1 protein-coding gene is annotated in these 26898 nt (G+C 50.6%); it reads right to left on the bottom strand.

The annotated features are described in order from the left end of the window. Window positions 1-6: 6 nt before the first annotated feature. Window positions 7-26142: a Calx-beta domain-containing protein gene (locus ACLHR0_RS20615; protein WP_436489126.1), complete on the bottom strand. Its 26136-nt coding sequence runs from the start codon at window positions 26140-26142 to the stop codon at window positions 7-9. Window positions 26143-26898: the final 756 nt, after the last annotated feature.

The raw sequence follows: 26898 nt of genomic DNA, 5'->3' as shown, positions 1-26898 counted from the left end.
TGTCTTTTACCGCAGTATTGTTATCCAGCCTTTATACTTTTTGATTCCACTCTCCTTCTTCACTTCCAATATATAGTAGTAGGTGCTTTCGTTCAGGTTAGCACCGTTCCAGTCGTTACGGTAATCCTTCGACTGGTACACCTGTCCGCCCCAGCGGTTGAAGATGTACAGCGATGAACCCGGATATTTCTCCAGCCCGCCGATGATGAACCTTTCGTTCTTACCATCGCCGTTTGGCGTGATCACATTCGGGAAGGATAAGTCTGAACCTTCTATTCCTACTGCAGATACCCCTACGTTATTGGCACTGTCGGCGTCCGGCATGTTTGTACTGTAAGCAGTTGCTTCGTTGATCAGCTGTCCGCCTTCTATTACGCGGGCTGTCAGCGTCATTTGTACGGAAGCTCCCACTGCCAGGTCGCCGATGTTCCATTCTATCAGCTTAGTGGCTGGCGTTACTACTACCTCTCCTCTTTCTGCGGAAGTATGACTAGGCACATCCAGTTGTACCGGTAAGCGGTCTTCTGCTTTCACGGCGGTTACCGGGATATTACCTGCATTCCTTACAGTGATGCGGTAGGTCAGGTTCTGACCCATGCGGTAAGGACCAACTGCCGGTGTCACGATTTCTTTGGTAACCACCAGGTCGCCCGCCAGTTTATCGGTGTCGGTGATCGTAACCGTAGCGTCGCCCGGAGCACCTTTTGTGAAGGTGTAGCTGGCTGATTGTCCGCCGGTGAGCATGAACACCACTGTTTCCGGTGTTTCTACTTCACTGTCGTCCAGTACACTCACCGGTATGGTTACACTGCTGGCGCCGGCCGGGATGGTGATTGTTCCGGTAATGGCGGTGTAGTCAGCATCCGGTGTAGCGGTACCACCTATCATGTATTGTATAGTGATCGGTTCGGCTGTGCGCTTGCCGCTGGCCAGGCTGATCGTGAACGCCCCGTTGACATTCGGTTCAGTAGCATCCGGTTTGCTGGCGGTAACGAGCAGGTTCAGGTTAGTGTGATCGTCGTCTGCAATGTTTACAGTGGCAGTACTGCTGGTACCTACAGTGTAGTTAATGCTGGCCGACTTACCACCTGTGATGGTGAACACCACTGTTTCTGCTGGTTCTATCAGATCGTCGTCTGTTACATTTACCGGTACTATCACGCTGCTCTGGCCTGCAGGAATTACTGCGGTGCCGGTGAGGGCGGTGTAGTCGGCGCCTGCTGTGCCACTACCAGTTACTGTGTAGGTAACGGTAATGTCTTCCACAGGTAATTTGCCACTTGCCAGGCTGATCGTGAACGCTCCTGGTGTAGCTGGTTCTGCCGCATTTGGTGTGGTAGCATTTACAACCAGGTCCAGGCCCGTGTTATCATCATCTGCTATGTTTACGGTAACGGTGTTATTGGTACCCGGTGAGAACACAAGGCCATTGGCGGTGCCTCCGGCTACTGTGATGATCACTGTTTCATTTCCTTCAATCAGCTGGTCGTCGGTTACGGTTACCGGTATGGCAACGCTGTTCTGACCTGCCGGGATGACTACTGTACCGGTGAGGGTGGTGTAGTCGGCGCCGCCTTTAGCCGTACCTGCAATGGTGTAAGTGGCAGTGATATCCACAGCTGCGGTAACACCGGCTGGTAAACCAATGGTGAAGCCGCCGTTGGTAGCTGGTTCTGCGCCATCTGCATTTTTGGTGACGTTCAGTACCAGGTTGCTTTCATCATCGGTAATATTTACGGTAGCACTACCGGTACCTGTGAGGGTAAAGTTGGCAGATGTGCCACCGTTCAGTGTCAGGATCACCGTTTCTGTACCTTCTATGATCTGGTCGTCTGATACGGTTACCGGTACATTCACGCTGTTCTGACCGGCAGGGATCACTACCGTACCTGTAAGGGTGGTGTAATCTGCATTCGGCGTAGCGGTACCGGCTATGGTATAGTTCACTGTGATAGCTTCTGATGAAGTAATACCAGCAGGGAGACTGATAACAAAGTGGCCGTTAGTGGCAGGTTCTGCACCGTCTGCACCTTTAGCGACAGTCAGCGCCAGGCTGGCTGGTGTGCTGCTTTCATTATCGGTGATATTTACGGTAGCGTTACCATTTCCGGTGAAGGTGAAGTTAGCAGAAGTACCGCCGTTGAGGGTGGCTATTACTGTTTCTGTTACTTCTATGATCTGGTCATCTGCAACAACCACGGGAACGGCTACACTGTTCTGACCTGCCGGGATGATCACGGTGCCGGTGAGGGCGGTATAATCTGCGCCGGCGGTGGCAGTACCTGTTACGGTATAATTCACCGTGATGTCTTCAGATGAAGTGATACCTGCTGGCAGGCTCACCTTAAAGCCGCCATTAGTAGCTGGTTCTGCGCCATCTGTATCTTTGGTGATGGTCAGCGCCATGCTGGCTGGTGTGCTGCTTTCATCGTCGGTGATGTTTACAGTAGCATTACCGTTACCAGTGAAGGTGAAGCTGGTGGAAGTTCCGCCATTGAGCGTCATGATCACAGTTTCAGTTACTTCTATGATCTGGTCGTCTGCCACGGTTACGGGAACGGCTACACTATTCTGGCCGGCCGGGATGGTGATCGTTCCGGTGATGGCGGTATAATCTGCCCCACTGGTAGCCGTACCACTTATCGTATAATTCACGGTGATATCTTCGGAAGAAGCGATGCCTGATGGCAGGCTGATCGCAAACGCACCGTTAGTGCCTGGCTCAGCTGCGTCTGTTGTTTTCACAACGTTCAGTACCAGGTTTGCAGGTATGTTTTCATCATCTGTAATATTCACGGTAGCATTACCTGTACCGGTGAAGGTGAAGCTGGTGGATGTTCCGCCGTTCAGTGTCATGATCACGGTTTCCGTGTTTTCAATCAACTGATCATCCAGTACTGTTACCGGTACACTCACGCTGTTCTGACCTGCCGGGATAATTACGGTGCCGGTGAGGGCGGTATAATCTGTACCACTGGCAGCAGTACCGGTGATGGTGTAGTTCACAGTAACATCTTCAGAAGAAGCAACACCTGAAGGCAGGCTGATGGTAAACGCTCCATTAGTGCCCGGTTCTGCTGCGTCGGTAGTTTTCACTACGCTCAGCACTTTATTGGCCGGATCACTTTCATCGTCGGTGATGTTCACGGTGGCGTTGCCGGTGCCGGTGAAGGTGAAGCTGGCAGATGTTCCGCCGTTCAGTGTCATGATCACGGTTTCTGTATTTTCTATCAGCTGATCATCTATTACTGTTACCGGTACGCTCACGCTGTTCTGACCTGCAGGGATGGTGATGGTTCCTGTGATAGCGGTATAATCTGTACCGCTGGTAGCCGTGCCGCTGATCGTATAGTTAACGGTGATATCTTCAGAAGAAGTGATACCGGCTGGCAGGCTGATGTTAAAGCCGCCGTTGGTAGCTGGTTCTGAGCCGTCTGTTGCTTTTGTTGCGGTGAGCACCAGGTTAGCCGGTATGTTCTCGTCATCTGTAATATTCACGGTAGCATTACCTGTACCAGTGAATACAAAGCTGGCAGCGTTACCACCGTTCAATGTCAGGATCACCGTTTCTGTATTCTCTATTACCTGGTCGTTCATTACAGTAACCGGTACATTTACGCTGTTCTGACCGGCAGGGATGGTGATCGTTCCGGTGATGGCGTTATAATCTGCACCACTGGTAGCGGTACCACTAATCGTGTAGTTAACGGTGATAGCTTCAGATGAAGCGATGCCGGCAGGCAGGCTGATGTTAAATCCGCCGTTGGTAGCTGGTTCAGCTGCATCTGTTACTTTGGTGACTGTCAGCACACGGTTACCCGCTGTGTTTTCATCGTCCGTAATATTCACAGTAGCATTACCTGTACCGGTGAACGTGAAGCTGGAAGAAGTGCCGCCGTTCAGTGTCATGATCACGGTTTCAGTGTTCTCAATCAGCTTGTCGTCGATCACGGTTACCGGTACGCTCACGCTATTCTGACCGGCAGGGATGATGATGGTTCCTGTGATGGCCGCATAATCTGTACCGGTGGTGGCGGTGCCGCCGATGGTATAGTTTACATTAATGGCTTCGGAGGTAATAATGCCCGCCGGGAGACTGATCGTGAAGCTGCCGTTGGTAGATGGTTCTGCACCATCAGCTGTTTTCACAATGCGGAGTGTACGGTTAGCTGCGGTGTTCTCATCATCTATGATGTTCACGGTTGCGGCGCCGCCTCCGGTGAAGGTGAAGCTGGTAGATGCACCACCTGTGATGGTCATTGCTACCGTCTCGGTATTTTCCAGGATCAGGTCATTGATCACCGGTACCGGTATGGTAACGTTATTCTGACCAGCAGGGATTACCGCGGTGCCGGTGAGGGCGGTATAATCTGATCCGCTGGTGGCGGTACCATTGATAGTATAGGTTACCGTAATGGCTTCTGATGAAGTAATGCCTGAAGGCAGGCCGATGGTAAATTCGCCATCTGTACCTGGTTCCGCAGCATTTTTAGTAGCAGTTACCTGGATCACACGGTTAGCCGCGGTGTTATCGTCATCCAGTATGTTCACAGTGGCGCTGGCTGTGCCGGTGAAAGCAAAGCTGGCAGAAGAACCGCCGTTCAGTGTCATCAGCACGGTTTCTGTATTTTCTATCAGCTTGTCGTCGATCACCGGTACCTGCACAGTAACGCTGTTCTGACCGGCAGGGATCACTACTGAAGTGCTCAGCGTGCTGTAATCCGTACCTGCGGTAGCGGTACCGCCGATGGTATAATTTACGGTCACATTTTCAGATGCAGTAATACCGGTTGGCAGGCTGATCGTGAATGTGCCGGCTGTAGACGGTTCTGATGCGTCAGCAGTTTTTACCACGGTGAGTGTCCGGTTAGCCGGTGTGTTATCATTATCGGCAATGTTCACAGTAGCATTGCCGGTGGCGCCGCCTGCGGTGAATGTAAAGTTGGTAGATGTTCCGCCGGTGAGCGTCAACAGCACGGTTTCAACAGGCTCAATCACCTGGTCATCTGTTACGGTAACTGGTACGGCTACACTGTTCTGACCGGCAGGGATGTTGATCACCCCGGTGATGGCAGTATAATCTGAACCGGCAGTAGCGCTACCTGCGATGGTATAGCCAACGGCAATATCTTCAGTCGAAGTTATTCCTGCAGGCAAACTGATATTAAAGCTGCCGTTTGTACCTGGTTCTGCAGCATCACCTGTGTTGGTTACCACCAGTACGCGGTTAATAGCAGTGTTATCGTCGTCCGCAATGTTTACGGTTGCATTGCCGCTGGTAGTGCTGGCCGTGAAGGCAAAGCTGGCAGACGCTCCGTTGGTCAGGGTCATGATCACCGTTTCGGTGCCTTCAATGATCTGATCGTCGGTGACTGTTACTGGTACGGCTACACTATTCTGACCGGCAGGTATTACTACTGAACCAGTGAGGTTTGCGTAATCGGTACCATTCGTCGCGGTGCCTGTAATGGCATAGTTCACGGTGATGTCTTCTGCGGCTGTTATACCGGCAGGCAGACTTACATTAAAGTTACCGTTGGTGCCTGGTTCAGCGCCGTCTGCGGTTCTGGCTACCGCCAGCACGCGGTTTGCAGCGGTATTATCGTCATCATTAATATTTACCGTAGCATTACCATTGGTAGTGCTGGCAGTGAAGGTGAAGCTGGTGCTTGTACCACCTGTAAGCGTGAGGATCACAGTTTCATTGTTTTCAATGATGAGGTCATTGATCACACTCACTGGTACGCTTACACTATCCTGTCCGGCAGGGATTACTACGGTACCGCTAAGGGTATTGTAGTCGGTGCCGCTGGTAGCTGTACCGCTGATGGTATAATTCACCGTAATATCTTCGGCCGAGGTTACTCCGCCAGGCAAGCCGATCTTAAAGCTGCCGTTTGTAGACGGTTCAGTTGCATCGCCTGCATTACTTACGCCCAGTACCAGGTTAGCCGGCGTGTTATCGTCATCTGTGATATTCACGGTAGCATTTCCGCTGGTGCTGCTTGCCACGAGAGTAAAGCTGGTAGAAGTAGCCCCCGTAGCCGTTAATATTACTGTTTCTGTATTTTCTATGATCTTGTCGTCGGTTACATTTACTGTTACCGGCACGCTGTTCTGACCGGCAGGGATTACCACGGTTCCACCCAGGGTAGCGTAATCGGCGCCACCTGTAGCGGTACCGCCTATGGTGTAGCTCACAGTGATATCTTCAGATGCGGTGTATCCTGTTGGCAATCCAACTGTAAAGCTGCCATTGGTAGCTGGTTCTGCACCGTTTACAGGGTTGGTTACTTCGATCACCAGGTTAGCCGGGATATTATCATCATCTGCAATATTCACGGTAGCATTACCACTGGTAGTGCTGGCAGTGAAGGCGAAGCTGGTGCTTGCACCGTCTGTAAGCGTGAGGATCACGGTTTCGGTAGTTTCAATCACCTTTTCGTCGATTATCGGCACTGTTACCGTTACGCTATTCTGACCGGCAGGAATAATTACTGAGCCACTCAGCGCTGTATAATCTGTTGCGCTGGTTGCAGTACCACTGGTGGTATAGTTCACGGTAATGTCTTCATCTGCTGCCACACCGAGCGGCAGGCTGATGGTAAACACGCCATTGGTAGCTGGTTCTGCGGCGTCGGTTGTTTTTACCACACTCAGTACGCGATTGCCCGCCGTGTTGTCGTTGTCTGTAATATTCACAGTGGCGTTACCATTGGTGGTGCTGGCTGTGAGTGTGAAACTGGTGGAAGTACCGCCGGTAAGCGTCATGATCACGGTTTCCGTGTTTTCAATCAGCTGATCGTCTATTACAGGCACTGAAACGGCCACACTGTTTTGTCCCGCAGGAATCACTGCTGTACCAGAAAGTGCGGTATAGTCTGTGCCGCTGATTGCGGTACCTGCTGTTGTATAAGTAACAGTGATATCTTCCGCCGCGGTATAACCTGCTGGCAAACTGATACTGAAGGTACCGCTGGTACCTGGTTCAGCTGCGTCTCCTGTTTTGGCAACCGCCAGTACCAGGTTAGCCGGTGCGTTATCGTCATCTGCAATATTCACAGTAGCGCTACCGGTACCGGTGAAGGTAAAGCTGGCAGATGCCCCACCTGCGAGGGTTGTTATCACAGTTTCTGTGTTCTCAATGATCTTATCGTCTGCTACAGTTACCGGTAAAGACACACCATTCTGACCTGCCGGGATCACTACTGTACCGCTTAAGGTAGTGTAATCAGCGCCGGTGGTAGCTGTACCTGCGACGGTGTAATTCACGGTAATGTCTTCCGCTGCGGTGATACCTGTAGGCAGGTTTATGCTGAAGTCGCCGTTGGTGGCCGGTTCAGCTGCATCCGTAGTTTTGCTGATACCGAGTACCAGGTTAGCCGGGGTGCTGGCCTCGTCGTCTGTAATGTCTGCGCTAGCGCTGCCGTTGCTGCCACTTGCCACCAGGTTGAAGTTGGTGCTGTTACCACCTGTTAATGTTACCACCACCGTTTCTGTGTTCTCTATGATCTTATCATCTGTTACGGTTACCGGCAGGCTGATACTGTTCTGACCCGCAGGCAGTACAATAGAAGTGCCGAGAGACACATAGTCATCGCCGCTGGTAGCAGTACCGGCTACGGTATAGTTAACCGTAATGTCCTCAGAAGCGGTATATCCGGCAGGCAGACTAATTGTGAATGCCGCATTAGTGGATGGTTCTGCTCCGTCTGTGTTTTTAACGATGTTCAGTACAAGACCGGTCGGCGTATTGTCGTTGTCGTCAATATTCATGGAAGCATTACCGCTGGTAGTGCTGGCCGTGAAGTTGAAGTTTGTGCTGGCGCCGTTATTCAGTGTCATGATCGCAGTTTCAGTGCTTTCAATGATCTGGTCATCGGTTACCACCAGCGGTACCACCACACTGTTCTGGTTAGCCGGGATCACTACTGTGCCGCCAAGGTTCGTATAATCCGTGCCATTCGCTGCCGTACCAGTGAGGGTATAGTTCACTGTCACATTTTCGGCAACGGTAACACCTGTTGGCAGGCTAATTCTGAATTCACCATTCGCAGAAGGTTCTGCGGCATCTGAAGTTCTGATCACGCTCAGCACCAGGTTGTCCGGTGTGTTGTCGTCGTCAGCAATGTTCAGGGTAGCATCACCATTGGTAGTGCTGGCAGTATAAGTGAAGCTGCCGGAGGTACCACCGCTAAGGGTCATGATCACCGTTTCTGTATTCTCAATAACCTGGTCGTCTGTTACATTCACGGGCACGGATACACCGTTTTGTCCGGCTGGTATGGTTGCTGTACCACTCAGGGCGGTATAGTCACCACCGGCAGTGGCAGTACCTGTGATGTTATAATTTACAACAACAGGCGCTGATGCGGTATAAGTTGCGGGCAGGCTGATACGGAACGAGCCGTTAGTACCCGGTTCAGCCGCATCTGTTGTTTTAGCTACACTCAGTACCAGGTTGGCGGCCACACCATCATCGTCTGTGATATTTGCAGTAGCATTACCACTGGTAGTGCTGGCAGTGAACACAAAGGCCGGTGAAGCGCCACCTGTAACCGTAGCTATTACGGTTTCAGTTCCTTCTATAATCTTATCATCTTTAACAGTCAGCGGTAAAGGCACACTATTCTGACCGGCAGGTAATACAATGGAGCCGGAGAGTGTAGTGTAATCTGTTCCGTTCACAGCGGTACCTGCAATCGTATAGTTTACAGTAACCGGTTGCGCGGAGGTTACACTGCCAGGCAGGCTGATCGTGAATGCGCCATTGGTAGCCGGTTCCGCAGCATCTGTTGTTTTCGTAATGCTGATCACCTGGTTAGCCGTGGTGTTGTCGTTATCAGCGATGTTCACGGTAGCTGTACTGTTGCCGCTTGCAGGCGTAAAGTTAAAGCTGGTGCTCACACCACCCGTAAGCGTAAGGGCTACAGTTTCTGTACCTTCTATGATCTGGTCATCGGTTACATCTACAGGTATCTTCACGCTGTTCTGACCAGCAGGTATCTGCACGGTGCCGGACAGGGCTGCATAATCGCTGCCCGCAGTGGCCGTACCGGCTATGGTATAGCTTACGGTGATGTCTTCTGATGAAGTATAGCTTGCAGGCAGACTGATAGTGAATTCTCCGTCTGTTGCCGGCTCTGCACCATCAGCGCTGTTGGTTACCAGCAGTACTTTATTCGTGTTGGTATTATCATCATCTGCAATATTCACCGTTGCATTGTTGCTGGTTGCATCTGCAGAGTATGTGAATGAGTTGCCATCTGTACCACCTGTAAGGTTCAGTATAGCTGTTTCTGTATTTTCAATGATCTTGTCATCTATTACTCTCAGCGGTATAGTGATGCTGTTGGTATAAGCCGGCAGGGTAATGGTACTAACTGTATAGTCGGTATTACGGGTTGCGGTACCGGCGATGTTATAGTTCAGCGTGATATTGGCTGCGGAAGTATAACCGGCAGGCAGGCTTACCGTATAGGCGCCATTGGTACCCGGTTCTGCGGCATCAGTGGTTTTTACCACCTTCAGTACCTGGTTGGCAGCAATGGCATCGTCATCTGCGATGTTCACAGTAATGTCATCGTTGGCCGGATCAGGCGGGAAGATAAAGGCGTTACCACCACCGTCTGTAGCGCTACCCGACAAGAGCGTGAACGTCATTGTTTCGACAGGCTCAATGATCTGGTCGTCCAATACATTGAGGTTAACCGTTACGCTATTGGTATTGGCGGGGATCACAACTGTGCCCAGTGCCTGGTAGTCCACACCGGATACCGCTGTACCTGATACCGTATATCCTACTGTAACAGGCCATGCAGAAGTGGCCACACCTGCCAGCTTCACGGTGAAGCTACCGTTGGTGGCTGGTTCTGCGGCATTGGTGCCGGTAATTACCTGCACCGGTGTGCTGCTGGCCGCATTGGCATCTATAATATTTACTACCGCGCCGTTACCTGCAGGGTCTATCGTAAACGGATAACTGCTGGAGGCTGCGCTGGTAAGGGTCAGCACCACTGTTTCAGGTCCCTCAATGACACCGTCGTTACCGGCGTCTACATCTATGAACACTTCGTTGGCGCCTGCCGGTATCACAATATTACCGGCGGACAGTCCCAGCAAATTATAGTCAATTGTATTACCGGCTGTTCCTCCCATAGGGGTAGCAAAGGTCACTACCACATCTTCAGAGCTGGTAACGCCCGGTGGCAGGGAAATCCTGTACTGACCATTCGTACCGCCTTCCAGGGCGTCGGATACTTTGGTGAGCAGCACAATGTTGCTGTTGGCTGCATGATCGTTATCGGTGATCGTTACAGTAGCTGTGCCGCCGCCACTTGCAATGGTATAAGTAAACTGTGTATCGGTACCTCCGGTGATATTCAGGATCACGGTTTCATCCGGCTCAATCACGGTATTGTCTATTACATTCACGGGAACGGATACACTATTCTGACCCGCAGGTATGGTAATGGTACCGGTAATAGCCTGGTAATCTGTACCAGGAGTAGCGGTACCGGCGCCGATGGTATAAGTTACCTGGATGTCGCGGGCCGCGGTGATACCTGTGGGCAGGGCTACTTTGAAGCTGCCATTGGTAGATGGTTCTGCCGCATCCGCCGTTTTGGTAACAGCGAGCACCTGGTTGGCAGCGGTGTTATCATCGTCTGCCACGTTCACGGTAGCATTACCATTGGTAGTACTGGCGGTATATGTAAAGCCGCTGCTGCTACCGCCGCTAACAGTAAGGATCACTGTTTCTGTACCTTCTATGATCTGGTCATTAGTAACAACTACGGGAACGGTTACACTATTCTGGCCAGCGAGGATGGTAGCAGTGCCTGTAAGCGCGGCATAATCGGTGCCACCTGTGGCTGTACCGCCAATAGTGTAGGTGACGTCGATGTCTTCTGACGGCAATATGCCGGCAGGCAGGCTAATAGTGAACTCTCCATTAGTGCCTGGTTCGGACGCGTTGCCGGTGTTGGTAACACTCAGCACACGGTTAGCCGGTGCGTTTTCATCATCTGTAATATTTACAGTAGCATCACTGTTTGTTGTGCTAACGGTATACGTAAAGCCAGTGCTGGCGCCGCCGGTGAGGGTCAGTATTACCGTTTCCGTGTTTTCCACGAGCTGGTCGTTGATCACACTTACCGGTACAGACACGCTGTTTTGTCCGGCAGGCAGGGTTACCGTGCCTGTCAGCGCGGTGTAATCCACACCGCTTCCGGCGGTACCCGCTACTGTATAGTTTACCGTAATTGGCAATGCTGAAGTATAAGTAGCAGGCAGGCTGATGGTGAAGGAGCCATTGGTGCCTGGTTCTGACGCATCGCCGCCGTTCACCACGCTCAATACCTGGTTTGCCGCGATGTTATCGTCGTCCAGGATGTTAGCGGTTGCACTGCCGTTGGTAGTGCTGGCTGTGAAGGCAAAGCTGGTGCTGGCGCCGTTTGTAATGGTAGCAATCAGCGTTTCTGTACCTTCTATAATCTGGTCGTCTGTTACGTTTGCAGGAATCACCACGCTGTTCTGACCTGCCGGCAGGATAACGCTGCCACTTAATGTGGCATAGTCTGTACCGTTGGTGCCGGTGCCGGTAACGGTATAGTTAACTGTTACAGGTTCAGATGAAAGTATAGTGGAAGGCAGGCTAACCTTGAAGCCGCCGTTAACAGCAGGTTCTTCGAGGTCTGCCAGTTTCACGATACTGAGTACCCGGTTGGTGGTGGTGTTATCGTTATCTGCAATGCTCATGGTTTCCGCACCAGCCGTTGGACTGGCAGTGAAAGTAAGACTGCCCGCGGTTCCACCGGTGATGGTTACCACTACGGTTTCGTTGTTTTCAATGAGGTTGTCATCGATCACATTCACCGGCAGCGTAACACTATTTGCACCGGCAGGAATGGTAGCCGTACCGTTAAGGTTAGCGTAATCAGTACCTGCAGTTGCGGTTCCACTCACTGTGTAATTCACGGTAACAGGCTGGGCGATTGTTACGCCTGTTGGCAGACTAATTTTGAAAGTGTTGTTTGTTGCCGGTTCGGCTGCATCGCCGGTTTTGGTGATGCTGAGCTCACGGTTAGCCGGCGTATCGTCGTTATCAATGATATTTGCCGTAGCGCTACCTTCAACCGGATCGGGCGTAAAGGTAAAGCTGGCGGAAGAGGCGCTGGTGATGGTAAGCACCACTGTTTCCGTGCCCTCTATGATCTGATCGTCCACGATGGTACCCGCTGTGGCAGTGCCACCTCCGGGGGAAATAACAGCTGTTCCGGTGAAATGTCCCGCAGACAGCCCATTATAGTCGGTACCTAATATTGCGGTACCCCCTATCGTATATTTTATGGTTACTGCTTCAGAACAGCTAACACCTGGAGCCAGGCCGAAATTGAATCTTATACTGTTCCCTCCCTCGGCTCCATCACGAACTGCCTGTACCCTTACCACGAGATTAGCCGGGGTATCGTCATCATCCGCAATATTTACGGTAGCAGTTTTAGCTGTTGCTGATGCCGTAAAGCTGAAGCTGCCACCTGTTCCACTGTTGACAGTCATGATTACTGTTTCAGTTGGTTCAATGATATTATCATTGATAACCGTAACCGGTACGGCTACACTATTCTGGCCAGCTGGTATTGTTACCGTACCAATAGCGTTATAATCGGTGGCAGAAACGGCCGTTCCTGCCCGGGAATAAGCTACTGTAATTGGTTGAGATGAAGTGATTCCCGCAGGCAGGCTTACCGTGAAGCTACCGGCAGTACCGGGTTCTGCTGCGTTACCACTATTGCTGATGCTCAGCACACGGTTGATAGCCGTGTTATCATCATCGGTAATATTTGCAGAAGCATTACCATTTGTGGCGCTAACGGTGTAAGTAAAGTTGGCAGAGGTTCCACCCGTGAGCGTTGCTATTACTGTTTCTGTACTTTCAATTTCCTGGTCGTTGATCACATTTACCGGAAGCGCAACACCGTTCTGTCCTGCCGGAATGGTTACTGTACCGCTTAATGCCGGGTAGTCCGCACCACTGGTGGCGGTACCTCCTATGCTATAACTTACAGTAATGTCTTCTGAAGGAAGAACGCCCGCAGGCAGGTTGATGTTGAACACTGCGTTGGTAGCAGGTTCTGCTCCATCGGTGGTTTTAGTGATGCGCAGTATGCGGTTGCCCGGTGTGTTATCATCATCCAGAATATTTACGGTAGCATTACCATCGGTAGTGCTGGCCGTGAATGCAAAGCTGGTAGATGCTCCACTGGTCAGGGTGAGTATAACCGTTTCTGTGCTTTCCAGTAATGGATCGTTTGTAACAACAACCGGTACTGTCACGCTGTTCTGTCCGGCGGGTATTACCACCGTATTGGTAAGCGCTGTATAATCAGTACCGCTGGTAGCTGTACCACTTGTTGTATAAGTTACCGTAATAGGTTCTGAAGAAAGAATATTGGCCGGCAGGCTGATTTTAAATGCGCCGTTGGTAGCTGGCTCGGAAGCATCACCACCTGCATTGCTGACACTTAAAACGCGGTTAGCGGTGGTATTGTCATCATCTGTGATGTTTGCCGTAGCGCTGCCGCTGGTGCTGCTGGCTGTAAATGTAAAGCTGGTGCTGGTACCGCCGGTCACCGTTGCAATAACAGTTTCAGTGTTTTCAATAATCTGGTCATCAGCAACGGTGAGCGGTAAGGAGACACTATTTTGTCCTGCAGGCAGCAGAACAGTTGTTCCCAGGGCGGTGTAATCTGTGCCACTGGCGGCAGTACCGGTAGGTATATAGGCTATGGTGATATCTTCAGATGCGGTGACATTAGCCGGCAAACTGATGGTGAATTCACCGTTGGTAGCCGGTTCTGCTGCATCCGTTTTCTTAGTGATGCTCAGTACACGGTTAACAGTGGTGTTATCATTATCAGTGATATCAACGGAAGCGCTGCCATTGGTAGTGCTTACGGTATAAGTAAAGCCGGTGCTGGTACCGCCCGTGAGCGTTACAAGCACGTTTTCTGTGTTTTCAATTACCTGGTCGTCCGTTACACTAACGGGCAGGGTTACACTGGACTGACCGGCAGGGATGGTAACCGTACCTGTAAGCGCGGTATAATCAGACCCACCTGTGGCTGTACCACCTATGTTATAGCTGACGGTGATGTCCTGCGTAGGCAGGATACCTGTTGGCAAACTGATGGTGAAGCTGCCATTACCGGCAGGTTCTGACGCGTCGGCAGTTTTGGTTATACTCAGTACCAGGTTGGCCGGTGTGTTCTCATCGTCTATTACATTCACGGTAGCATTGCTGGCAGCTGTATTTGGCGTAAGTGTAAAGTTGGTGGAGGTACCGCCGGTCACCGTTAACAATACTGTTTCTGCGGTTTCCACGAGCTGGTCGTCGGTTACGATCACCGGCACTGCTGCTCCATTCTGGCCGGCAGGGATGATGACTGATCCGCTCAGCACACCATAATCTGCGCCCGGTGTGGCAGTACCACCCGTGCTATAGTTTACGGTAATATCTTCTGATGCGGTAACACCAGCCGGCAGGTTCACATTAAAGGCGCCGTTGGTAGACGGCTCTTTCGCATCACTATCCCAGGTTACACCTACAACGGTTTTAGCAGGATCATTACTGTCGTTATCGGCAATGTTCAGAGAAGCTGCTGCCTGTGTGCTGGCGATATTATAAGCGCTGCCGCTGGTAGCACCAATGGCGTTGTTCAGCGTAACGGTCACCCCTTCTGTTATTTCAAGTATGTTATCGTCGGTAACTGTTACCGGCAAGGCTACGCTGTTACTTCCCGCAGGGAAGGTAACGGTGCCGGTCAGCGACGTGTAGTCGGTGCCGTTAACAGCGGTACCTGTTACGGTATAATTCACGGTGATATCTTCCGTAGCTGTTACGGATGTAGGCAGGATGATATTAAAGGAACCGTTTTGTGTACCTTCTGTACCGTCCTGGCCTTTGGTGATGGTCAGCACTTCTTTGACAGCCGTTAAAGCGCCAAAGGTGGAGAAGTTCTGAATACCGCTGAATTCAACGTATTCCACGCCATCCTGCTGACCTGTACCGGACGGGGTGATCTCTGTAATATTAGCCAATCCCTGAGGAGCCAGGTCGGCGAGAGTGGCGGTAAAATCACCGGTGTGTTTGAACCATGTCCACCGTTGCGTGCCTGTTACACCGCGGGTACCAGAGAGCATATTTTCTGCATTGGTTCTTTCCGCAGGATTCCAGAAGAGACGGAGTGTAATACCGCCGTTCTGTGTCAGGTTGGCACCGGTGTAATTAATATGTACCAGTCTGCGCATTAACTGTGTACCATAATCGGTACCGCTGTTTTTGCCCAGTGCTGCGTTCATATCCCTGTTCACATCCACCACAGCAGACAGTTTGGTAACGTCCATGGTGTTGCCGTTCAGGGCAATGGAAGCAATGTATTTGTTAGGATCGGAAGGATCAATGAAATAAAGTGTACCGTTATCAATACAGGTAGCTGCTACTGTTCTTACCGTAGCATCCGGCACCAGGTTGGCGGTGCGTTCAGGATGACTGGTAATGAGTGTGAACACTACGCCATTTGTAAGAGCGTTTACATTTTCGAAGCTCACAATACCGCCGTTGAAGCTGGTGGCAGGGATTTCAGTCACTGTACCGGTAGCGAAGTTACCGTCGCCGTCCTGGTCGATCATGATGGTGAAATCCTCTGCTGCTGTACCCGCCACCGTGATGCCGTTCAGATTGAACTGCAGGCTGAGTGGCTGGGTGTTGATATCATAATTAGTAAACTGCGTTTTCCATTCCTGGGTGAGGCGTTCAGCGATACAGCTGCCTACCGGCAGGTCGGTGCCGCTCACCGTGAGGGCCTGACTGTTGCTGCCGAGCAGGAGATAGCTTTTATCTGCTGCGAAAGTGTTGGTATTGTCTGCATTGGTAGCGGCGATGGAGCGGATACCGGCAGTGAGGATAGAGCCGGTGTGCACGCTGCGGGATTGTTTCTGTACAAGCGCTTCTGCGTCGTCGCGCCCAATACCAAAGATGTTGTTTTTATAAGTACTGTTTGCAGTGGCGTTCCAGATCACGGAGCCATCGGTGGCCAGGTAATTCTGTGCGGCAGACTGGTCGAGTGTAACACCGTATTTGACACCGAGGTAGGATTCTACCTGCTGTGCCTGTGTTGGCGTGAGCGCGGATTTATATACGATCACTTCAGGGATCTTACCGTTGAAGATCCTGTTGTCAAATGAAGCGTCATCTCCTGTACGGCCGCCCAGTTCAAAGAACGGACCATCTGCTCCCGGTGCACAGTTGGTGCCAAGGATCCCCTGTTTGCCGTTCAGCCAGGTAGTTCCGTTCAGCGCATTGGCAGCGCTTACATAAACACCCCTGGCGATGATTGGTCCGGCATAAGCAGGAGTGGATTGTGCGACAATGCATCCTGCGCCGTCAAGTCCATAAGTACCTGCGAGTTGCAGAAGAAGTCCCCTTCCTGTAAATCCTGTTGTAACCCAGCTTCCGTTGGTAGAGAAAATACCAGCCAAGCCAGCCGTGATAGCGGCTTCAGGTTTATTTACAGAGAAGATAGACAGGTTGGCCGATGTATTCCAGTTAATGCCGGCATTTCCTTTAAGGGATTTACCTACTGCACCACTGAAGTCGATCGCCGGATTGAAGTTGATGCCGTTTGGAACTTGAACGATATCTGCCGATGCAGTAATAGGGTCAGTATGGGCAGGCAGTGCAGCACGCAATTCGGTTACCATAGGACCGCTCTGGTTGAGCCATTGTTCCACCTGGTTGCTTCCGTTCGCCTGTACATCCTTATCTGCTTTCACCCACAGCATTTCACCCGGCACGCCGCCTGGTGAAGTGACGAAGCTGGCGAAAGTGAAGTATTGGCCATTGGTGAGATCAAGTGAGGTTGAATAGCTTGGAACGCCGTTCAGATCGGCGTCAGACAGCTGTATAAACTGGTCTGCCCCGTCAAAAGTAGCATCACTGCTTATTACCAGGTAAGGCCTGTTGGCGCTTAACGGCAGTTGATCTTTCGGAATCGAAAGCGCCACCGAACCAACGGTACCGGTTTCCTGCACTTTCCATATCCTCGCCATGCGGGTGCTCACAGCAGGGTTGCCGGTGATGGCAGTGGTAAATGAAGTGCTGGCGCCATCGTCGCCCCAAACCAGGTATGATTTATCTGTTGTGAAAGTATTGCTATTAGAAAGATTGTCGGTAGCAATGCCGCCCAGGCCCACTATGGGCTGGAAGCCTGCGTTAATGTTCCGGGATTGTTTCTGTACAAGCCCTTCTGCATCATCCCGGCCGATACCGGTAATATTATTTTTATAGGTGGCGTTGCCGGTGGCATCCCATACTTTAGTGGTGCCGTCGGTAGCCAGGTAATCAGTAGCAGCAGTCTGATCTATCGTATAGCCGTACTTGATAGCCAGGTAAGTGGATACGCGTTGACGTTCAGTAGCGGTTAACGCAACCGGATATACGATCACATCTCCTACGGTACCATTCCATGCCTGGGCTTTGTCCCACGGCCAGGAACCTATTCCGGCGTCAACGTTGCCTGTATTCCAAGCCTTAGCTACCGGTCCGCCCAGCAATTTCATTTTGCTGTAAAGGGAGGCGTTGCCGCCGTTACCAGCCCATACACCCACCATTTCATTAAATGCGCCTGCCTGCCAGTTACCTGCAGGGCTTACCACGTCGTTTGCCCATCCTACAAAATCTGCTGTTCCGTTTCCACCTACGACTGCCAGACCGGAACCTACATTGGTTGCGCCGGCGCCATATGCGAGAATAAATTTATTGCCACCAGCGGTGGTAGCTAAGCTACCAGTACCGAAGAATGTTCTGGCGCTTGTGCCAATCGGCAGTTTGGTGATGTCCAGACCCATATAGTCTGTACCATCAAATTTCACTACCGGGTTAAAGTTGGCATTGCTTGTTGCGTTGTTCAAATACAACGGCTGACTGGCCGGTGTAGTTACTTGTGTTGCGTTGTTCAGTTCTGATGCGTAATCTGTCCAGCCGCTGATAGCCGTATTGTCTGTAGTGCTGGAAGTACCTGCATCAGCGCGCAGCCATAAGCTGGTTCCTACCACGCCACCCGGCGCTTTGATAGATGCACCGTAAGTGAAGTACTGTCCATTGGTCAGGTCCACATTGGCGGCATACTGTTTCACGCCGTTGAGGGTAGTTGCGGTAACAGGGATAAATTGGTCCGTTCCGTCGAAGGTAGCATCATTACTGATGATGAGATAAGTTTGTGCGGCATTGGGCAACGCATCGTATGGCACTGCCACCTGTACGCTTCCAACAGTACCGGTTTCCTGCACTCTCCATACCCTCGCCATGCGGTAGTTAGCCACAGGGTGGCCTGTAAGCGGAGTTTTAAAGAGGCTGCTGCCGGCGTTGTCACCCCATACCATATAGGATTTGTCCGCCGCAAATGCATTGGCATTTCCCGTATTCGTTTCAGCCAGGCTGTTTAAGCCGATGGCCAGTTGTATGCCGTCTGCGGTATTCCGGGATTGCTTCTGGTTAAGATCCTCCGCATCGTCGCGGCCGATACCGGTGATATAATTTTTATAAGCGCTGTTTGCAGTGGCATCCCATATGGTGCTGCCATTGGTAGCCAGGTAATTGGAGTTGCCATTATTCAATGAAATACCGTACTTGATGGCCATGTAGGTATTCACGCGCTGCTGCTCTACCGGTGTGAGCGCATTGGTATAAACGATCAGGTCGCCCATACGGCCATTGTAGGAGTTAGCGGCATTCCAACCCAGCTGGAAGGGGCTGTTGTTACCGGTAAAAGTACTGGCATTGTTACCGGTGGCCACATTTAAACCATTCTTATAAATGGCCTGCTTGCCGGTAGCAAGACTGATATCATCGGTAGCAGTCCAGAGAACTACTTGGTTGTTAACATTTCCGGCGTTGTAGCTAAGACGGTTATTAACATAAGGAGCATCCCAATAAACAACATTATCGCCCCAGGTGGCATGCAGCGTAAACTGCGTACCGGTGCCGGCAGGCTCAGTGAAAACAATGGCATTAAGAGCAGTTGTCTGATTAACTGCAAAAAAGGCGTTAGCAGCAGTATAGGTGCCAGTCTTCAGGAACGATTTACCTGTCATGGAATGAGGAGCGCCATTAAACCTTACCACCGGGTTAAAGTTCATGTTGTTAGCAGCACTGTTGAAATACAATGGCTGATTGGCAGGCGTTGCCTGTGACAGGTCGTTCCCGTTAGGGCTATAGTCGTTCCAGCTGCTGATCTGCGTACTGTCTGCGTTAGCAGAAGTGCCCAGATCCGCGCGCAGCCAAATAAGGTTACCGCTGTTTACACCACCCGGATATTTAACCGCAGCGCCGAAGGTAAAGTAGATACCATCGGTCATCAGGCTGGAGTTGAGCGTAATGGTTTTACTTGCATTCAGCGGCAGTTCCTGGTTGATGGTAGCAAAAGTAGGATCAGTGCTGATCAGGAGGAACACGTTCGTTCCGTTTGCATCCGCTTTCAGGGTGATAGGCTGATCTGTCCAGTTGGTTTTATCCACCTTCCATATGCGGGCCATACGGCGGGTAGCCGTTGTTCCGTTTACAACAGTGCCATAAGAGCTGGCAGATTGTCCGTTATCTCCAAATACAAAGAAAGATTTATCGTTGGTGATGGTGTTAGTATTCTGTTCGTTGGTAATAGCAATATTATTACCCAGGGAGAGCGTTACAAAACCGGTGTCTACGCTGAGTGACTGTTTGGTATTCAGTGAAGTGGCATCATCTCTTCCTATACCGGTAATGCGTGATTTATAAACAGGATCGGCGGTCCAGTATTTTGAACCATCGGTAGCCAGGTAATCAGTGGCGCCGTTGCCTATTGTAATACCATATTTTATACCCAGGTAAGATTCTACCGACTGGCGCTCCACATCTGATAACACGCGGTTATAGGTGATCACTTCTCCTATATTGCCATTCCAGTAAAGGGCTCTGGCAGCCATGCTACGGGAACCTATTGAAATAAGATTAGCAGTGAGTGGCGTTAAGTTGATGGTACCCTGGTTATCCAGCGTGTAGTTTTCAAACACACGTACACCGTTCGCAGTATTGTTTATCTGGGTGGCGCTGAAAATATGAGGCTTATTAAGCTGGATGGTGTTAACACCAGTTACTGCTACAACTGCTGCGGCGTTCTCCAGGTACTGTAGCTTGTTTCCTGCCACCAGCCTGAATTCCATTCCATGAGTTGCGCCTACTGCTCCACTACTGAAAAGATCTCCCGCCGAACCGCTGGCAACTGCAAAAACGGTGGCTGTGGCCGGATTTATCCGCGTAGTAGTAACATCCAAAAAGTCGTCTGTACCATCGAACGTGAGGCCGTAGTTGAAGTTGAGGGCTTTGGCATCTGTAATAGGCTGACTGCCCACTACACCCTGCAAAGCATCATTGCCATAGTTACTATAGTCACTCCACTTGTTGCCACCAGACATGCCGTCATCTGCACGCAGCCAGAGATCAATACCATCTGTTACACCATTCGGCCCGGTGATCATCCTGGCGAAGGTGAAGTAGCTACCGTCAGGCAACAGGTTGCTGTTAACGGTAACGGCGCCGTCGGCATTTAATACATAGGCAGCATCTCCTGCGCCAAAAGTATTATCAGCACTCACGAGCAGGTAGGTGCGTGCATTGCCGCCAGCCAATTCGAAAGTGATATTCTGATCGGCCCAGTTATTTTTCTGTGCTTTGAAGATGCGGGCCATGCGGTTGTTAACACCGCTGATACCGGTAACCGGTGTCAGGTAAGTGGTAGCAGCGGCGTTATCGCCAAAGGTGAAGAAGGAAAGATCGTTGGTGATAGCCGTTGCATTGTCTTTATTAGAAGCTGCAATGGTGGCGCCGACTGCAATGGTAACGATACCAGTGTCTGCACTCACAGATTGTTTCTGATAGAGCATGCCCCTGTCGTCGCGACCTATACCCGTAATATGTTTAGTGAAGCCGCTGCCAACGGAAGCCTGCCACATTTTAGTGGCGCCGTCGCTGGCGAGGTAATCCATCGGTGCATCTATTCCCAAGGTAAGACCGTAGCGCAGTGCCATATAAGATTGCACCTGCTGGCGTTCTACAGCGCTTAGTTTGCGGGAATACATGATCACTTCAGGAATATTCCCGTTAAAAACGGAATTATGACCGGCTCCGATGTAATCAGCGACAGGCACTGAAGCAAAACTCACGGCGTTGACATTGGCTGTGACCAGCACTTTGCCGTCCATACCGGCGGCCCAGTCATTAGTGGCGCTCCATATATTCAGCATATGCGCATTGCGCACATTCACTGATGCAGGGTAAGCAAAATTCCTACGTGCAGTAGCAGTACCAAAATAAGTATAGTGATTACTGTTACTCCATGTATATACAGCCTGCGTGCTGGCATATGTTCCACCAAACTCAAAAGGATAATGTGTTGTGGCTACATTATTATCGAGATTAGATGTCTGCACCGAGAATATTTCACCTGCAGTAAAGGTATTTGCAAATTGCGGCACGGAGAAATAGGTAGCGCCGGCAAGCCCTACGCCAGGATTAAAGTTGAAAGATGCAGGACTCCATGTCGCCGCATTTCCATTTACTTTAGGCCATACACGGCCGGACGGGCCTAGTTCTTTCCATTGTGTAACATTATTGCCACCCACGATTCCGCTATCTGCTCTTGCCCATACTTCCAGGCCGGCGGCTATACCTGCCGGAGCAACCTGCGCATTCGCAAAAGTGAAATAAGCGCCGTCAGGTAACAAATCACTATCGATGGTTACCTCACCATTTGCATCCAGCACATATGCCTTATCTCCCGCTCCGAAAGTTTCATCGTTACTCACCAACAGGTAGTTGTTATTGTTACCGCCTGTGAGCGACAGCGTGATAGGACTCTTCGCCCAGTTGGTGCGATCTGTTTTATAGATCCGCGCCATGCGCACCGTAATATTGCCAAGGCCGTTCACCGCCTGGGTATACGTAGCTGCCTGACCGTTATCGCTGAAAGTAAAGAAGGAAAGATCGTTGGCGATATTAGTAACATTATCGGCATTAGAGGCGGTCAGATCACTGCCTGCGGCGATGGTTACATTGGCGCCGTCGAGCTGCGACAAGCTTTGCTTCTGCAACAAAGTACCGTTATCGTCCCTGCCGATACCGGTGATACGTTCGCCGTAACCAGTATTTTTAGAGGCGGTCCACATGCGGGTAGTACCATTACTGCCAAGGTAATCGGTTATGGCGCCGGCAGCAGTTTTCAAAGTGAGTCCATATTTCAGGGCCAGGTAACTGTTTACCTGCGCGCGCTCGGTAGCGCTCAGCTGCCTGTTGTAAAAGATCACTTCAGAAATGCGGCCATTGAAATTGGAGAAATGCCCTGCACCGATAGCAGTATTCAACGCAGTTCCCCTTGAGAAGTTAACCGGGAAGGTAGTGCTGCTGCCTATTGTTTTGCCATCAAAATTCAGCGACCAGCTGCCGGGAGCACTCCAGTTATTTAATAAATGGGGCTTCTGTATATTGATGCCTGTTAACGCGTAGCCGGGACGGGTGTTAGTACCAAAGTGCGTATAGTGACTTCCGTTATACACGTAAATTGGCTGGCCGGCCGCCGCGGTGGGGTCGCCACCAAATTCAAACGGGAAGGTGGCGGCTGTAGAAGTAGCTGGCAGGTTAGACAGTTGTACAGAAAATATTTCTCCTGCTGTATAACTTTCAGTGAATTTCGGTACGCTGAAATAGTTATTCGCCAGGAAATTGATACCGGGGTTATAGTTAATGGTATTCTTCTGCCAGCTAACGGGTGCATTGGCAAGCGCCAAAGGCCATTCTCTCTGCACCGCCTGATCGGCCCATTTAATAATATTACCATCAACCACCGTTGCACCGGCATCTGCTTTCACCCATGTTTGCAGGTTAGTGGCTACTCCACCGGGAGACCGTTGCTGCTGACCAAAGGTAAAGAAAGCCCCGTTGGCCAGGTCTGCGCTGGAAAGGGTGACGGTTCCTGTGCTGCTCAGTTTCAGCTCTTTGCTAACCGTACCGAAAGCAGCGTCTGTGCTGATGAGGAGGTAATTATTTTCTGTACCGCCGTCCAGTTTCAGGGTTACCTGCTGACTATTACCCCAGCTGGCAGTTTTCTGCACTTTCCAAACGCGGCCCATACGCTGTGTTGCGTTTGTGCTGGTTACCGCAGTAAAGTAGTTGGTAGTGCCGTTGTTATCACCAAACACCAGGAATGATTTGTCCTGTGTGAAAGTGTTGGTATTAGCAGCATTGGAAAGGGTCAATGCATTTCCCAAAGCAATGGTTACAATACCTGTATCCTGGTTCAGCGATTGTTTCTGATTCAGCATGCTGCAATCATCGCGGCCAATGCCCGTGATGCGCGTACCGTAACCGGTGTTGGAAGCAGCAGTCCACATTTGTACCGTGCCATCGCTGGTAATATAATCTGTTGCACCTGCGTTGAGCGTGATGCCGTATTTCAACGCCATGTATGATTCTATGCGCTGCACTTCCGCAGCAGTAAGATCACGGTTGTAGATGAACACTTCCGGAATCAGTACTTTTGAGAATTCCCCATAAGCAGAGCCGCCCACATCCAGCGTCCATACACTGGCATCGGAAGTAGTGCCGTTTTTCACCAGGGCGCCGTTGCCTTTAAATTCATAGGCGCCGGTGGCCCCTCTTTCAAAGGAATAGAGCTTGCCTTTTGCGGTGACTGCGTTACCGGTACTCAACCAGGCTTCCACGAACAACCGGTTTTCCATTGTAGCGTGCCAGCCGAATAATTTATTACCGGTGGTGCTGGTAAATACACGGCCGGTTTGTGAGCCTTCCACGAGGCCCATCCCCATCATGGTGTATGCGCCGGTTACGCCTGCCGAAGCGGGTACGCGGTGCGCATCATTACCATCATAATAAATGGCAGGATTAAAGTTCACCATGCCTGTGGTATTGTCCGGGTCACCTGTTACCAGCATGTGATTGGCATTTCCGGAGATATCGCCCCAGCCGGTACCATTCACGGCCTGGTCGGCCCGGTACCATGCAAGAATCCCGCTGTTTACACAAGCGGGTCCCTGGAAGGTCATAGGGATACTGTTGCCAAACTCCGATGTACCGCAATTGTTGGCGGGTATACGCAGCGTGGCGGTCCAGAAACCGAGGCCGGTGGCGCCGGGTCCTGTATTGTAAGTAATTGTTTGAGTAGATGTACCTGCGGCTATTCCCGTTAAAGTGGTAACATAATATTGCCCGCTCGTTTTGCTCGTAGCGGGATCATTGGCATAAATATCTACCGTGTATTGTGCGCCGGCCGTTATATTAGGTATGTTGAGCTGCAGCTGATACTGCCCGCTCCCCTGTGCGGTGGAGGATACCAATACCGGCGTTTTGCCGGTGGCAGCCGTATACGTACAGTTACCGGCAGGCAATGCGATGCCGAAACCGGTATTATTATAAATGGAGTTATTAGAGATGATTACCTTATTGGGGGCGTCATTATTAATACCCGCGCCACCATTATCATGGATCACGCAACCGGTTACCTGTGCATCCGTTACGCCTGCGCCGCCGTAAAACCAGATACCATGGTTGGCGCTGTTTACCACCGTATCACCTGCCAGGTCCACATCTGTTAATGCGTTGGCGCCGTTTACCACAATGCCTGAACGGCCCTGGTTATAGAAAGATGAGTTAACGATATCTACATTACTTCTTGCAGCATTCGCGGCAAACTCAATACCATCCACGTTATTGGTGAACTTTGAATTGGTCACCTGGAAATTGGTGGCCGCCGCGCTTACAGTTATACCATCCGCCTGGAAGCCATCAAAAGTAACGTTGCTGATCGCTACTCCCGTAGCAGCTCCTACAAATAAAACGCCGACATCTGCATCATCCGTATTGGCGAGTTTATCTCCCTTCAATACGGAGTTAGTTAAATTAAAACCGTTTACCGTGCTTTCAAACCTGATAAAACTATTCGTCCCGTATAGCCCGGGGACACGATTCTCCATCAGTGCCTTATTGATCGTAATATTGGTGGCAGCACCATTGAACCAGACATTGTGGATATCATTTTCATTTATATTGAGGGTGTCCAGTGTGACGTTGTTGGTAGTATTGTCGAAACGAACCGCATAGTCCCCATCATCATCCTGCCCTATCACATTCATATCTATTGTGGTCCGGTTGATTTCAAAGTTAGTCGTAACAAAATCGCAATAAATTCCCAGCGACACCCCACTCCACAAACTATCTATGGCCACATTTCTGAACATCACATTATTCGCAGTTTCCACAGCGCCGGCAGTATTATCGAATATAATCGCATTCTGAAAGCCGCTGACATTACTATTGGTGATCGTAAGGCCGTTTACCGATGCATCCCTGAACACAAGACCTTCGCCACCGCGCACGTTCCCTGCCGTGCTGAGTTGGATATTGTCCATCACCAGGTTGGTCTGCATGCCGTTTGTAAAATAAAAAGCCCGCCCAACATGTGGCGGTAGTGACGAGGAACCGGCAGGCTCTACATCCGTGGAATAAATATTCTTCACCGTCAGACCGGTAGACGCCCCCTGCACCCTCATAAATGCATTCAGGAAGTTACCCACCGTGCTGAACGACCGTATATTGTCGATCGTAACACCCGTCCTGTTCGGAAAAATGTCCACATTAATGTCCCCATTGTTCTGTATCGTAAAGTTCCGGATGGTCACACTGTCCGCATTAATCACAAAGGGATTAATCACGGAATTGGTACCGGTGGAATACAGCGTGATCTTATTCTGCCCGTCGATGGTCAGCTTCTTTGCCGTAATGGTAGGCATGGAAGAGGTCAGCGTAATCTGCCCGTGCACATTGAACACGATATCGTGCGGCCCTGCGCCCGCTGCGTTTGCATCCAGGATGGCTTGTCTGAACGAACCAGGCCCCGCGTCATTGGTATTAGTGACGGGGAAGGTGTTGGCCGTTGCGGCAACGGTCACCATCATGCCAAACAGAGCCAGCAACAAACGCTTACAGCCTTTGCTGAAAAATCTTGAATCGGGATTCGGAACATTGAAGAGGGACATAATGCAATAAACTTTGGGTAATGAGGGACCCTGACCACTATGTTAAACATAGCAGACCGGGAAAGATTCCGTGGGGAACCTTTGCATGCTCGTATTCAGATATGGTTGCTTGTTAAGACCGGCAGACAGCCATTTTCAGGCGGAACTGGTCAGACACATGTAGCATCACAGGTTTAATAATCAACGGGATTTGTGCCAGCACAAAATGTAAGGACCGCATGTTGCGGAAATTGGGTAAAGCTCTCCATAGGAAATGTAATGTTAAGATCACAAAAAAAAGGATACGGGTATCGTTAGTACGTCCTGAAAAACTGAGAAGTGTTCACATGACTCAACGGAACAAATCTTCAAAGCAAAAGTAGATAAACAATATATACGCTGCTGTCACTATAGTTCAATACCCCTGTAGTATTTACACTACACGCGCTTCACTTTTACCTGAAAAAAAATCCCGGGAACGCTGTACCATGGCGCTCCCGGGCAATCTACTGTCCGTTGGAGTGCTTTGCACTCATCTTTTATTGATTCCCTATCCTATGAAAATCCTTTGTAGTATCCGGGCTGTAGAACCTGTTCCGGTTTTTGCCCATGTTCTTTCAATCCTTTCTGATGGAAAGGATGAGGCCCCTGCCGTCACATTTTAGTGTCATACCGACACTTTAAATTACCAGTCTTTTCTTATCAAGTCCTTACGCAGGCTGATTTTCAAATATAGTGCAGTCATCCCCCTTTTGTTGTAGTAGTTATCTTAACGTT

Origin of the sequence: Chitinophaga sp. ARDCPP14, assembly GCF_051362515.1 — a bacterium.
Lineage (GTDB): Bacteria > Bacteroidota > Bacteroidia > Chitinophagales > Chitinophagaceae > Chitinophaga.
Note: the sequence above shows the minus strand (reverse complement) of the source record. Positions and strands in the feature narration are given on the sequence as shown.